Origin of the sequence: Phyllobacterium sp. TAF24, assembly GCF_052113785.1 — a bacterium.
Classification (GTDB): Bacteria; Pseudomonadota; Alphaproteobacteria; order Rhizobiales; family Rhizobiaceae; genus Phyllobacterium.
In genome coordinates, this window is sequence record NZ_JBFRDN010000005.1 from 205,480 (window position 1) to 218,714 (window position 13,235).

The 13,235-nt window shown below is 56.1% G+C and carries 12 protein-coding genes and 1 other RNA gene; 9 read left to right on the forward strand and 4 right to left on the reverse strand.

The genetic code is table 11. From position 1 onward, the window contains the following. Nucleotides 1-60 precede the first annotated feature (60 nt). Complete coding sequence (locus AB4Y96_RS07000) at nucleotides 61-714, reverse strand: c-type cytochrome (protein ID WP_441916386.1); 654 nt, start codon at nucleotides 712-714, stop codon at nucleotides 61-63. 178 nt (nucleotides 715-892) lie between these two features. Between AB4Y96_RS07000 and AB4Y96_RS07005 the strand changes: the two genes are divergently transcribed. Next, complete coding sequence (locus AB4Y96_RS07005) at nucleotides 893-1,633, forward strand: 3-deoxy-manno-octulosonate cytidylyltransferase (protein ID WP_441916387.1); 741 nt, start codon at nucleotides 893-895, stop codon at nucleotides 1,631-1,633. 2 nt (nucleotides 1,634-1,635) lie between these two features. After that, complete coding sequence (locus tag AB4Y96_RS07010) at nucleotides 1,636-2,499, forward strand: prephenate dehydratase (protein WP_441916388.1); 864 nt, start codon at nucleotides 1,636-1,638, stop codon at nucleotides 2,497-2,499. 802 nt (nucleotides 2,500-3,301) lie between these two features. Here the strand turns inward: AB4Y96_RS07010 and nudC are convergent. Both nudC and AB4Y96_RS07020 read right to left on the reverse strand, forming a co-directional pair. Next, nucleotides 3,302-4,246 carry an NAD(+) diphosphatase gene (gene nudC, locus AB4Y96_RS07015; RefSeq protein WP_441916389.1) on the reverse strand — a complete coding sequence of 315 codons (945 nt, stop codon included), beginning with the start codon at nucleotides 4,244-4,246 and terminating at the stop codon, nucleotides 3,302-3,304. Nucleotides 4,247-4,298: 52 nt separating this feature from the next. Further along, nucleotides 4,299-4,703, reverse strand: a complete 405-nt coding sequence (locus AB4Y96_RS07020; protein WP_091880083.1) for an HIT domain-containing protein — start codon at nucleotides 4,701-4,703, stop codon at nucleotides 4,299-4,301. Nucleotides 4,704-4,772: 69 nt separating this feature from the next. On the opposite strand from AB4Y96_RS07020, the gene ffs reads away from it, so the two are divergent. The 5 genes from ffs (at nucleotide 4,773) to AB4Y96_RS07045 (ending at nucleotide 9,442) form a co-directional block, all read left to right on the forward strand. Beyond that, nucleotides 4,773-4,869: signal recognition particle sRNA small type (ffs, locus tag AB4Y96_RS07025), an RNA gene on the forward strand. A 72-nt stretch (nucleotides 4,870-4,941) separates the two neighbouring features. Next, complete coding sequence (locus tag AB4Y96_RS07030; RefSeq protein ID WP_441916415.1) at nucleotides 4,942-6,804, forward strand: DNA polymerase III subunit gamma/tau; 1,863 nt, start codon at nucleotides 4,942-4,944, stop codon at nucleotides 6,802-6,804. An 18-nt stretch (nucleotides 6,805-6,822) separates the two neighbouring features. Then, nucleotides 6,823-7,146, forward strand: coding sequence for a YbaB/EbfC family nucleoid-associated protein (locus tag AB4Y96_RS07035; protein WP_091878585.1), 324 nt, complete (start codon nucleotides 6,823-6,825; stop codon nucleotides 7,144-7,146). Nucleotides 7,147-7,574: 428 nt separating this feature from the next. Then, nucleotides 7,575-8,180 carry a recombination mediator RecR gene (gene recR / locus AB4Y96_RS07040; protein WP_441916390.1) on the forward strand — a complete coding sequence of 202 codons (606 nt, stop codon included), beginning with the start codon at nucleotides 7,575-7,577 and terminating at the stop codon, nucleotides 8,178-8,180. Nucleotides 8,181-8,206: 26 nt separating this feature from the next. Continuing rightward, nucleotides 8,207-9,442, forward strand: coding sequence for a lytic murein transglycosylase (locus AB4Y96_RS07045; RefSeq protein WP_441916416.1), 1,236 nt, complete (start codon nucleotides 8,207-8,209; stop codon nucleotides 9,440-9,442). On the opposite strand, the gene AB4Y96_RS07050 is transcribed toward AB4Y96_RS07045, so the two are convergent. After that, nucleotides 9,426-10,337 (reverse strand): LysR family transcriptional regulator, encoded by a 912-nt coding sequence (locus AB4Y96_RS07050; protein ID WP_441916391.1) that lies wholly within the window; start codon nucleotides 10,335-10,337, stop codon nucleotides 9,426-9,428. The genes AB4Y96_RS07045 and AB4Y96_RS07050 overlap by 17 nt on opposite strands. Nucleotides 10,338-10,463: 126 nt before the next feature. On the opposite strand from AB4Y96_RS07050, the gene ilvD reads away from it, so the two are divergent. Further along, nucleotides 10,464-12,137 (forward strand): dihydroxy-acid dehydratase, encoded by a 1,674-nt coding sequence (ilvD, locus tag AB4Y96_RS07055; RefSeq protein ID WP_441916392.1) that lies wholly within the window; start codon nucleotides 10,464-10,466, stop codon nucleotides 12,135-12,137. 92 nt (nucleotides 12,138-12,229) lie between these two features. Beyond that, complete coding sequence (locus AB4Y96_RS07060) at nucleotides 12,230-13,228, forward strand: glutathione S-transferase family protein (protein WP_441916393.1); 999 nt, start codon at nucleotides 12,230-12,232, stop codon at nucleotides 13,226-13,228. The last annotated feature ends 7 nt before the right edge of the window (nucleotides 13,229-13,235 follow it).

Genomic DNA, 13,235 nt, shown 5'->3' on the forward strand with positions numbered 1-13,235 from the left:
ATCAGTCCGATACAAAAAAGCCGGGCACAAGGCCCGGCTTTCAGTGTTCTTTTGTTTGGCTTATTTCGCTGGGGCAGGTGCTGCGCCTTCAGCAGGCTTTGCGTCTTCAGCAGGCTTTGCGCCCTCGGCTGGCTTGTCGCCGCCCGCAGGTGCTGCGTCAGCAGCCGGAAGTGGCTTCGGACTATCGGAGAGTGTGCGCAGATAGGCGATCAGGTCAGCGCGCTCATTGTCCTTCTTGTCGCCGGCAAAGCCCATGGCTGTGCCCTTGATATAGGCCTTTGGCGAGGTCAGGAAGTGGTTGAGATGGTCAAAAGTCCACAGCTCCTTGCCGCCTTTCGAAAAATCCTTGATGGCGCCGGAATAGCTGAAGCCTTCATGGGTAGCCATTGGACGATCAACAATGTCCCAAAGGTTTGGGCCAACCTTGTTTGCTCCGCCCTTTTCGCCGGTATGGCAGGCCTGGCAGCGCTTGAAAACAGCTTCACCGCGTGTCGCATCGGCAGATGCCAGCAGTGTTGCAATCGGCACGGCAGCCGCAGCGGCCGGTGCGCCGGCTTCGCCTTCACCGCCAGCTTCCGCTGCCTGAATGATAAAACCGGGTTTTTCGGGCGCATGTGAATCAAATACGAAATCCGAAAGGATGCCCGCTGTCATGACAACGAAGACTGTTGCCAGAAACGCCATGGCATATTTGTTGAACGCGCTCGAATCCATTGTCGATCATTGCTCCTCTTGCGGAGGTTCTCATTATCTGGTCAATGCAAACAGCTGCATTTACTTGACGAGAGTCCCCTCGTGATCGCGCGGAAACTAGGTCTTTTGCTCAAGACTTGCAACACATATAAGGGCTGTTCTGCCTGAGACTTTTTGACACCGTAGGTTACTTGCGACGATGAAAACATTGACCCTGATTCCCGCCCGTATGGCCTCCACCCGGCTTCCCGGTAAGCCATTGGCCGATATTGCCGGAAAGCCGATGATCGTGCATGTGGCCGAACGTGCGCTGGCCGCAGGACTTGGCCGCGCTGTTGTTGCCACCGATAGTGCCGAGGTGAAAGCCGCGGTCGAAGCGCACGGACTGGAAGCTGTGATGACGCGCAGCGATCATGAATCCGGTTCGGACCGTATCTATGAAGCACTGCTGGCGCTCGATCCGGATGGCACTGTCGATGCCATTGTCAACGTGCAGGGTGATCTGCCGACCATTGATCCTGAACTGGTCAGGCGTGCCCTTTTGCCGCTGCAACAGGGGCCAGCCGATATCGCCACGCTGTGTGTTGAAATCACCAGGGAAGATGAAAAGACCAACCCCAATGTTGTGAAAGTGGTTGGATCTGGCATTGGTACAGGCAAAATGCGCGCTCTCTATTTTACCCGCGCGACAGCGCCTTACGGCAATGGCCCGCTTTATCATCACATCGGTCTTTACGCCTATCGTCGCGCGGCGCTGGAGCGCTTCGTCGGCCTCGGGCCTTCACCGCTGGAACAGCGCGAGAAACTGGAACAATTGCGCGCGCTGGAAGCTGGCATGCGCATTGATGTCGAGATCGTTGATTCGGTGCCACTGGGTGTTGATACCCCTGAAGATCTCGAACGGGCACGTGATATTCTTACATTCATAAAGGGCAATTGATTATGGCCAAAACCAACCGCATCTCCTTTCAGGGCGAACCGGGTGCCAATTCCGACACAGCGTGCCGGAACATGTTTCCGCAGATGGAACCGCTGCCATGCCCGACCTTCGAGGATGCGTTCAATGCGGTTGAGAGCGGTGCAGCCGATCTTGCCATGATCCCGATCGAGAACACGATCGCTGGCCGTGTGGCTGACATCCACCATTTGTTGCCGGAATCGCGTCTGCATATCGTTGGCGAGTACTTTCTGCCTATTCATTTCCAGCTGATGGTGCTGCCGGGCACAAAACGCAGCGATATTGTCACTGTTCACAGTCATATCCATGCGCTGGGCCAGTGCCGCAAATATATCCGCAAGAATGGCTGGAAGCCGGTTATTGCCGGTGACACCGCCGGTGCAGCGCGGCTGGTTTCCGATGTGAAGGACAAGACCATGGCAGCGCTTGCACCGCGTCTTGCCTCCAGCCTCTACGGTCTCGATATTCTGGAAGAGGATGTCGAGGACACCGAGAACAATGTGACGCGCTTCGTCGTTCTTACGAAAACGAAGAAATGGGCCCCGCGCAAGTCGGACGAACTCATGATGACGACGTTTGTGTTCCGCGTACGCAACGTGCCTGCCGCGCTCTATAAAGCCATGGGCGGCTTCGCGACGAACAGCGTCAACATGACCAAGCTGGAAAGCTATCAGATTGACGGCAAGTTCACGGCAACGCAGTTCTATGCGGATATCGAAGGACATCCTGATGACAAGAATGTCGCCCATGCGCTGGAAGAGCTGGAATTCTTCTCCAAGGAAGTACGGATTCTGGGCGTCTATCCCGCAGATATTACATTCCGCAGCTTGCAGAGTGATGACGAGTAGGTAGTTATTGGCTTCTGCTGCATGAAACACGCATCAGTAGTGCTCACCCCCCTCTGTCCTGTCGGACTACCGGGGCGAGCCACGGGTCTCGCCCGTCCTTCGGACCCCCCCCCCACAAGGGGGGAGATCAGCTGTATCGCCGCCTTTGCACAATCTGCAACGTTTCCGGTTATGGGAAAGCATTACCGTCAATGTGATCTCCCCCCTTGTGGGGGAGATGTCCGACAGGACAGAGGGGGGTGATTGCATCCACCAACATTTCAATTGCGGAACACACCTCCCCCGTTACCACACCCGCTTTTGCGTCTGGCTATTGAAAGGTGGGAAAGACGGGCGATCCAAAGGGGAACGCGGGGTCTTGGTATTGGTAGTGTAGTCAGTGCGTTCCCCGGAGATTTTCCTGTTTGAACCAAGAAAATAACCGGATCTCCCGTCCCGATGACTGGTTTTACCCTTGTGAGATAAAACCTTTCCTCTGCGGTTGGGTTCTCCCCGCAGGTGAAATCACCGATCCTTTCCTGACTTCGAAAGTTTTCCGGAGCATTCCCGCCGGAAAGGACACCATCAGAATAAGCGAGGTGAGATGGTGTTGGATAAGTTGGTGTGATTTTTTTGGAAAAGATTGTTGCAGTAACATTGTCGCGCCCTTCGACAAGCTCAGGATGAGGGAGAGGGAGGGTTGCAAAGATAATCGCCGACATTTCAGATCACAGGTGTTGCAGCGCAAAGGTTGCAGAATATAGCTCCCTTACATCACCCAAGCCCCTCATGGTGAGCTTGTCGAACCACGAACCACAACACCTTACGTTCCGCTCTCAACCCAACTGCGGATGAGATGGGCGGCAATGGCGCCGGGAGGGGGTGTCATCAACCCGTCCGGATGGGTACGGTCCAGCATCAGGATTACTTCCTCACGCGTAAACCAGCGTCCCGCTTCCAGTTCCGCCGTATCAAGCGTGTAGTCGTCGGACAGTGCTTCCGCATGGCAGCCAATCATCAGCGAATAGGGAAACGGCCACGGCTGCGACGCGTGATAGACAACGCGGCCGATGGGAAGGTTCGTTTCTTCGAGCGTCTCGCGCCGTACGGCATTTTCAATGGTTTCACCGGGTTCAATAAATCCGGCAAGGCAGGAATACATGCCCGGCCCAAAATGGGCGCCGCGCGCCAGCAGGCACTTGTCGCCGCGCACCACCATCATGATGGCTACGGGATCGGTACGGGGGAAATGCTGGGCGTCGCAATTGGGGCATGTACGGCGATAACCGCCATCCCGCATCACTGTTTCCGAACCGCAGCGTCCGCAGAAGCGATGATTCTCATGCCAGGTCAGCAATGAGACCGCCTGCGCCATCGCGCCGAGCTGATCCTCAGGGATAAGACCCTGCGTATAAACAGGGCGATATTCAATGGCCTTGATTGTTTCCGGCAGTGCCGCGAGATCGACGCCGCTTAAAGTCGCGAGAACCGGCGTCTCGTCCTGCATGCCCAAATAGATCGTCCTGTTCGGGTTCGGCAGCAATGCGACAGCATCTTCAAGGGCGAAAAGAGCATTGCTGATGCCGTCACCTTGGGCCACCAGCACATGACCTTGTCCAATCAGCAGCATGCGTGTGTTTGTGTCCGCCAGTGCAACCGTGACCACATCATCGCTGCGCTTTTCCGCATGGCGGTTGATCCGGTTGCCGGCAAAACCGACGAAATGGCTCGCTTCCGCTTCCGGAACATCATAAAGGCGAAACGACATGGATGAAGCTCCAGAAAACTGGTCCGGAAAAGGACTCACATGGTGTGAATGATTAGATAGCCCCGAGAATGGCGTTCGCAAAGTCCCTTGCATCTTTTTCGCCATAGGGTTCGCGAATACCATGTCCCCAGACCGGTCCGGGCCAGGCCGGATCGCCCGTGTTGCGGGCGATCACATGCAAATGCAGCTGCCGCACAATATTGCCAAGTGCGCCGGTATTGATCTTTTCGCAATTGGCGACAGTTTTCAGCGCCTGTGCCGCTATTCCCGACTCGAAAACAAGCATGGTCTGATCAAGCGGCGTGAGGTCATGAATCTCGCTGATTCCAACCCGTTGCGGCACGAGAATAAGCCAGGGCCAGCGCCGGTCATTCATCAGGCGCAGGTCGCAAAGGCCCAGCCTTGCAATGGGAATTGTATCAGCTGCAAGTTTGCTATCGAGTATGAACGTCATGATTTGCAACAAATAGCAGTTTTTTTGTCGTTCCGCTTGCTTTTTGCGTAAAGATTGCCGATATGAGCCTCGGGAGGTTGGTGGTGGACGAGCCACTCGCCAACCGGGTCAGGTCCGGAAGGAAGCAGCCCCAACGAGCCAGGCACGGGTCGCCGTGCCAGCCTCCCACCCTTTATCCTCTTCAAAGCCGTCATCCGGCATTGACGCTGCGGTGTGCGGCGGTACAAACTTGTCTGACGCAATGAAGAGCAATGCAGGAGCGGAATCAACCGGGATGGACACCAAAACGGCAGATAGCGCCTATCGCGTGCTCGCCCGCAAATATCGCCCGCAGAATTTCGACGATCTGGTCGGCCAGGAACCTATGGTGCGCACGCTCACCAATGCGTTCGAGACTGGCCGTATAGCGCAAGCATGGATGCTGACAGGTGTGCGCGGGGTCGGCAAGACCACCACAGCCCGTATTCTGGCCCGAGCACTCAATTACAAGACAGCCGAGATCGACAAGCCGACCATCGATTTGTCTGTTCCCGGTGAACATTGTCAGGCGATTATGGAAGGCCGCCATGTCGACGTGATCGAGATGGATGCCGCCTCCCATACGGGTATCGACGATATCAGAGAGATCATCGAGCAGGTGCGCTACCGCCCGGTTTCGGCCCGCTATAAAGTCTATATCATCGATGAAGTGCACATGCTGTCCAATCAGGCCTTTAACGGCCTGCTGAAAACATTGGAAGAGCCACCACCCCACGTCAAATTCATTTTTGCTACGACGGAAATCCGCAAAGTTCCGATCACGGTCCTGTCGCGCTGCCAGCGTTTTGACCTGCGCCGCATCGATGCGAATATGCTGACTGGCTTGTTGAAGAAGATTGCCGACAAGGAAAGCATCACGGTTGATGCGGCATCGCTGGCGATGATTGCCCGCGCCGGTGAAGGCTCGGCGCGCGATTCTTTGTCGATCTTCGATCAGGCGATTGCCCATGGTGCTGGTAATGTCGATGCGGACACCGTGCGTTCCATGCTGGGGCTTGCTGATCGCGCCCGTATCATTGATCTGTTTGAAATGCTGATGCGCGGCGATGTGGCCTCGGCCCTGCGCGAATTCCGCGCGCAATATGATGTGGGGGCCGACCCGAGCGTTGTGCTTTCCGATCTTGCCGATTTCAACCATCTGGTCACGCGCATTCGTTTCACCCCTGATGTAGCTGATGATATTTCCCTGTCGGAAGACGAACGGGTACGCGGCAGGGATTATGCGGAAAAGCTTTCCATCCGCGTGCTTTCCCGCACATGGCAGATGCTGCTGAAAGGCATTGCCGAGGTGGATGCATCCAACCGTCCGGTGCAGGCCGCCGAAATGCTGTTGATCCGGCTGGCCCATGCGGCTGATCTGCCGACATTGGATGAAGCGCTGAAATCGCTGGAGAACGGTGCGTCTCAATCCGGCCAATCGCCGCGAAACGATGGCCCGCGCCCCGGCAATGGTGGTGGACAGGCCATGAGCCGTTCGGCGCCAGCGGATGCTATAACACCTGCCCGTAATACCGTAAGCTCAGGCGGCGGTGCCACCATGCGGCTGGTTGAGCAGACGGCACAGCCGGAGCCAGTTGTGCAGGTTCAGCCCGTGGTGGAAGAACAGGCTCCGTCGGTTCCGGTAAACAGTATTGCCGATATCGTCGCGCTCGCGGAAAAAGAGCGCAACATGCAGTTCAAGATTCTGGTCAAGAATTGCGTCCGGCTCGTCAGCATCAAGCCGGGCAGGCTTGAGATCAATCTGACCGACGATGCGCCCAAAACCCTGATCACGGATCTGTCGCAAAAACTGACCGCATGGACCGGCTCACGCTGGATGGTATCGCTGTCCCGCGAGCAGGGCGGCAGGACGATCAATGAAACCGAAACGGCGCGCCGCGATTCGATGCTCAGCGATGCGCGCGCTGATCCGGACGTGGCAGCGATCCTGTCGCGTTTCCCCGGGGCGAAGATTATCAATGTGCGGATTGCAACGCCTGCCGGGCAGGCCAATGGCGATCCGGATGCAATGGACGGAACAGGCCTTGCTGATGATACGCTGGCGCCCGTCGAAGAAGACGATTGATCAAAAGGAGTTTTTCCCATGCGTGACATTATGGGCATGATGAAACAGGCCAAGGAAATGCAGGGCAAGATGGCCGCCATGCAGGAGGAAATCGCTGCACTTGAAGCCGAAGGGCATTCGGGCGGCGGTCTCGTCACGGTGAAGCTGTCAGGCAAGGGTGCGTTGACCTCGCTCAAGATCGATCCGTCCTTATTCAAGGAAGATGATGTCGAGATTCTTGAGGATCTGATCATCGCCGCCCATAATGAGGCCAAGGCGAAGGTCGAGGCAATCATGGCGGAGAAGACTCAGGCGCTCACCGCTGGTCTGCCTATTCCGCCCGGTTTCAAGCTGCCGTTTTGATCGTTTTCGGTACAATCACAAGTTTATTGGAAATAGCGAACGCTTGGTTTATAGTGCTCTTGGAGCGGGGATGAGCTATCGCCCACCCCCAACCTTTATTTTTTGAATTGAACCCGGACGGTCCATGACCAGCTCGTCCGGGTTTTTCTCAAAATAAAGGTGATACTAAACGGAAAAATCCGCATAATTTCACCTCCAAGTTCAAAGGCAAGGCTGTTGCTACAGTCGGGTAGCCCATTCTCCCGATGCACCGGCTGGCACAGTGCTGCTGCTTCGCCTTCGAACCATTGCGTCTTGCAACGCTTGCGGTGATGATTACTTGGTTCTTGGCTGTCGACAACGAATGCAGGGTTGTGAAATTTCTGACGTTTTCCGCTCAGGTTGCGTCTGCGATTCCCTACAGGCCGAATTTGCTTTAAACCGTCGATATGTCGAAACGAATCGCCGGTCCTGAAATTGAACGCCTGATCCAGCTTCTGGCCAAAGTGCCGGGGCTTGGACCGCGTTCTGCACGCCGGGCGGCGCTGCATCTGATCAAGAAAAAAGAAGCACTGCTCATCCCGCTCGGTTCCGCCATGCAGGATGCTGCGGAAAAGGTACGCATCTGTTCCACATGCGGCAATGTCGATACGTCTGATCCGTGCATGATCTGCACTGACCCGCGCCGGGAACGGGCGACGCTGATCGTGGTTGAGGATGTTTCCGATCTCTGGGCGCTTGAGCGTGCCGGCTCCATGAATGTCCGCTACCATGTGCTTGGCGGCCGCCTGTCGCCGCTGGATGGTGTCGGCCCTGATGATCTCAACATTGCAAGCCTTGTCACCCGGGTGGCGGAAGGTGAGATCAAGGAGGTCATTCTCGCTGTTAATGCGACGGTTGAGGGGCAGACAACGGCCCATTACATCACCGACCAGCTTGCGGACTTTGAAGTGCGCATCACACGGCTTGCCCATGGGGTGCCTGTCGGCGGCGAACTGGATTATCTGGATGAGGGCACGCTGACGGCGGCCCTGCGTGCACGGACGACGTTATAGGGAGAAGGCTTTTGATCAAACGCCCGATGAAATCAGTCCTTGGGGCGGTGATAGCCGTACTTCTCTATACAATAGTTGGTTTTGCCGCTTCCAAGCCTGAAATCGAAGCGCAATTCCGGACGTGGCTTGCCAATGATCTGTGGCCGGAAGCCAAGACGCTAGGCGTTTCCAAAGCGGTTTTCGATGATGCCTTTTCCGGCGTCACGTTGAATTTCGATCTGCCTGATCTGGTTATGCCCGGTGAAAAGCCGCAGACGCCGAAGGAACAGAAGCAATCGGAATTCGGCTCACCCGGCAAATACTTCAACGACAAGACGGTTGGTGCAGTCACATCAGGCGGTACGGCACGAGCCGGTCAATATGCCAAAATTCTCAAAGCCGTTGAGAGCAAATATGGTGTACCCGGCCCCATTGTGCTGGCGATCTGGGGCCGCGAAAGCGGCTATGGCAGCGTCAAGATTCCCAACAATGCCTTTACCGTGCTTAGCACCAAGGCCTTTTTGGCCACACGAAAAGACATGTTCCGTAAGGAATTGATCGCGGCACTGCAGATTGTCGAAAAAGGCTATATTGGCGTCGGCGCCATGAAAAGCTCATGGGCTGGCGCGCTCGGGCAGCCGCAATTCATGCCGACGTCCTATCTCCAGCATGCGGTGGATTTTGACGGGGACGGCAAACGCGACATCTGGAATTCGGTTCCCGATACGCTTGGTTCCATCGGCCATTATCTGGCACAATATGGTTGGCAGCGTGGGCGCGACTGGGGCTATGAAGTCAACGTTCCCCAAAATGTCAGCTGCTCGCTGGAAGGACCGGATCAGGGCAAGCCCTTCGCTGCATGGGCCAAGCTCGGCATTACCCGCGTCAACGGCAAGCCGTTTCCATCGAGCGAGACAAATCGCGAAGGCTTTTTGCTGATGCCTGCGGGGCGGCATGGACCGGCTTTCGTCGTGACCAAGAATTTCTATGTCATCAAAGAATACAATATGAGCGATCTTTATGCGCTCTTCATTGGCCATGTGGGTGATCGCATTGCCAATGGCGCTAAGGGTTTCTCGGTTGGCTGGGGTGATGTGGGCGGGCTTTACCGTTCGGATATTGCCGGCTTGCAAAAGGCGCTGGAGAAAAAGGGCTATGACGCCGGTGGCGCCGACGGTTTCCCGGGGTTCAAGACAAGGCGCTCCATTGGCGATTGGCAGGCGAAGCAGGGCCAGCCTGCCACCTGTTTTCCGGATAAGGACCTGGTCAAGGCAATTCGCTGATTTTCGCAGCGATGGCCACCAGATGTTTCAGGGTAGGGGATGGATCATCCCTGCGCCAGATCAGCCCGGTTTCGATGACGGGCGGCTCGCCGGAGAGTTTGAGATAACGCACACCGGTGCGGCCAAGATTTTGCAGCGATTCCGGCACCAGCGCGATCCCCATTCCGGTGGAGACTAGGCTGATGATTGTCTGCATCTGGATTGCTTCCTGTCCGATCAGTGGAGCGGCACCATTGTCGATGTAGTAGCCGGTGATCAGATCATGAAAGGCTGGCGCGCTGCGGCGAGGAAAGATGATCAACGGCTCGGACAATGCGGTGGTGATATCCAGCATGCCATCGATGCTTTTCAACCTCCCTGATAGTAACCATTCTTCCGGTATGGCGGCCACCAGTTCTTCCTGAAGCAGCGGCAGGTAGGTTAGCGAGGCGTGAAGCGCCGCCTGCGGCGGTGGAATGATCAGACCCGCGTGGATGTCGCCCTGTAAGAGAGTTTCGATCTGCCAGTCGCTGGTTGCCTCCTGCAAATTGACGTGCACTTCGGGATAATCAGTTCTGTAGCGGCTGAGCAGTTTTGGCAGCAGGCTGTAATCGGCGGTGCTGACAAAGGCGAGTTTCAAAGTGCCCAGCGTTCCGCGTGACAGTTGCCGGGCGATTGTGGGCAATGCCGCCGCGTCGTCCAAAATCTTCCGCACATGATCAAGCCATTGCGCACCCGCCGGTGTCAGCACAACACTGCGCTTGGTGCGGGCGAACAATTCCACGCCGATTTCCTCTTCGAGCGCGAGAATGGTCTGGCTGAGGGGCGGTTGGGTCATGTTCAGCCGTGCGGCAGCCCGGCCGAAATGCAGTTCCTCGGCAACAGTGATAAAGTAGCGCAGCTGACGCAAATCCATATCGCGTTTGTAATATGGAAAACGACCTAATCAAGCATGAATTATATATTTCACACTTGTTTGGAAACGCTCTAAACAAAAGACGATCGGGTCTTCGAACCAAAATGTCCTTGCGGAGGAATAGCCATGGCAGTCAATGAACGATCGAAACATATCACGCAGGGCGTAGCGCGCTCGCCCAACCGCGCCATGTATTATGCGCTGGGTTATGAGAAGGCGGATTTTGACAAGCCGATGATCGGCATCGCCAACGGCCACTCCACCATCACGCCATGCAATGCCGGATTGCAGCCATTGGCCGATGCGGCGGTTGCCGCAGTCAAGGTGGCGGGCGGCAATCCGCAAATCTTTGGCACGCCAACCATTTCCGATGGCATGGCCATGGGCACGGAAGGCATGAAATATTCGCTGATCTCCCGCGAAGTCATCGCCGATTGCATCGAAACCTGCGTCAACGGTCAGTGGATGGATGGCGTTCTGGTGCTTGGCGGCTGCGACAAGAACATGCCGGGTGGTATGATCGCCATTGCCCGCACCAATGTTCCGGCGATCTATGTCTATGGCGGCACGATCAAGCCGGGCAAATGGAAGGGCAAAGACCTTTCCATCGTTTCCTCTTTTGAAGCGGTCGGGTCTTTCATGGCTGGAAAAATGAGTCAGGAAGATTTTGAAGGTATTGAGCGGCATGCCTGTCCTTCCACCGGTTCCTGTGGCGGCATGTACACGGCCAATACGATGAGTTCTTCGTTCGAGGCGTTGGGCATGTCGCTGATGTCGTCATCGACCATGGCCAATCCCGATGCCGAAAAGGTTGATAGCACAACAGAGTCCGCTCGCGTTCTGGTGGAAGCGGTACGCCGGGGCATCCGTCCGCGCGATATCATCACGCGCAAATCCATCGAGAATGCCGTGTCGCTGATCATGGCGACCGGTGGTTCCACTAATGGTGTTCTGCATTTCCTCGCCATTGCCCATGCGGCTGAAGTCGAATGGACTCTCGATGATTTCGAACGCGTCCGCCGCAAGGTGCCGGTTATCTGCAATCTTCGGCCATCAGGCCAGTATATGGCCGTTGACCTGCATCAGGTGGGCGGCATTCCGCAGGTTTTGAAAATCCTGCTCAATGCGGGGCTGCTGCATGGCGATTGCCTGACAATCACCGGTCGCACCATCGCCGAGGAACTGGTTCACGTTCCAGATGCGCCGCCCGCTGATCAGAATATCATCCGGACCATCGACAAGGCGCTCTATAAGGAAGGGCATCTGGCGATCCTTAGGGGTAATCTGGCAACAGAGGGTGCTGTCGCCAAGATTACCGGTCTAAAGAATCCTGTCATTCAGGGCCCTGCACGGGTGTTTGATGACGAGCAATCGGCGATGGATGCCATTCTCTCGGATAAAATCAGGCCCGGTGATGTGGTCGTCCTGCGCTATCTCGGACCCAAGGGCGGCCCCGGAATGCCTGAGATGCTGGCACCGACATCGGCGATTATCGGGCGTGGTCTCGGCGAGAGTGTCGGGTTGATCACCGATGGTCGTTTCTCCGGCGGGACGTGGGGCATGGTCGTCGGCCATGTTACGCCTGAGGCCTTCGAAGGTGGTGCGATAGCGCTGATCAAGGAAGGCGACACGATTACCATTGATGCGCATAAGCAGCTTCTGCAACTGGAGGTGAGTGATGCGGAACTCGCCGAGCGCCGCAAGGCCTGGCAGCAGCCCGCCCCCCGCTACACGCGCGGCGTTCTGGCAAAATTTGCCAAACTCACCAAATCTGCCAGCGAAGGTGCGGTCACGGATTAGATTGAGAACAGTCTGTCAAAAGCATGGGCGGTATGAATGCCGCCCATGAAATGCGATCCTGATGCATCATTGAATAGTCAGGAAATCAGTCTATGCCAGCCCTCGTGAATGGACAGTGGATCAAAGGCGACGTTGCCGCCAGTGAAATGAAGGATGGGGCATTCCATCGTGAGCCGACCCGGTTTCGCAACTGGATTACGCCGGATGGCGTACTCGACAAAGAGGGCACTCCCACCTTCAAAGCAGAGGCTGGCCGTTATCAGCTTTTTGTATCCTACCTCTGCCCCTGGGCTTCCCGGACACTGATCTTTCGACACCTCAAAGGGCTGGAAAACATCATCAGCGTGGCAGTGGCTGAGCCTGCCCTGGGGGAAAATGGCTGGACATACACCAATCTTGTCGATGCGGGGTCAAAGGCACCGCCGATCCATTACCTGCACCAACTCTATACGGCTGGTTTGCCCACTTACACCGGCAAGGTTTCTGTTCCGGTGCTCTGGGATCGTCAGGAGGGGCAGATCGTCAATAATGAGTCGGCTGATATCATCCGTATTCTGAATTCCGCATTCGATGGGCTGACCGGGGATCGCAGGGATTTCTATCCGGAGAGCCTGCAGCCGGAGATCGAACGGTGGAACGCGCTCATCTATGACAATATCAACAATGGCGTCTACCGTGCCGGGTTTGCCAAGACGCAAGGAAGCTACGACGAAGCGGTGAGAGATGTCTTTGCGGCGCTTGACCGTGTGGACGCACATCTCGCCGATCATCGCTATCTGGCAGGGCAATATTTAACCGAAGCCGACTGGCGTCTGTTTGTGACGCTGGTCCGGTTCGACGCTGCCTATAATGGTGTTTTCAAATGCAACATCCGCCGGTTGGAGGATTATCACCATCTGTCCAATTATCTGCGCGAACTCTATCAGTTTGAAAACGTGCGCGAGACGGTGAAGATTGATCACATCAAGACCGGCTATTATTCCATCGCCTCGGTCAATCCGACCGGCATCGTCCCGGCTGGGCCATTGATTGATTTTGATCGGCCGCATGACCGGGAGCGCCTGACCGGCAAAGGCATCGTCCTGCGTTAGAGCGCTG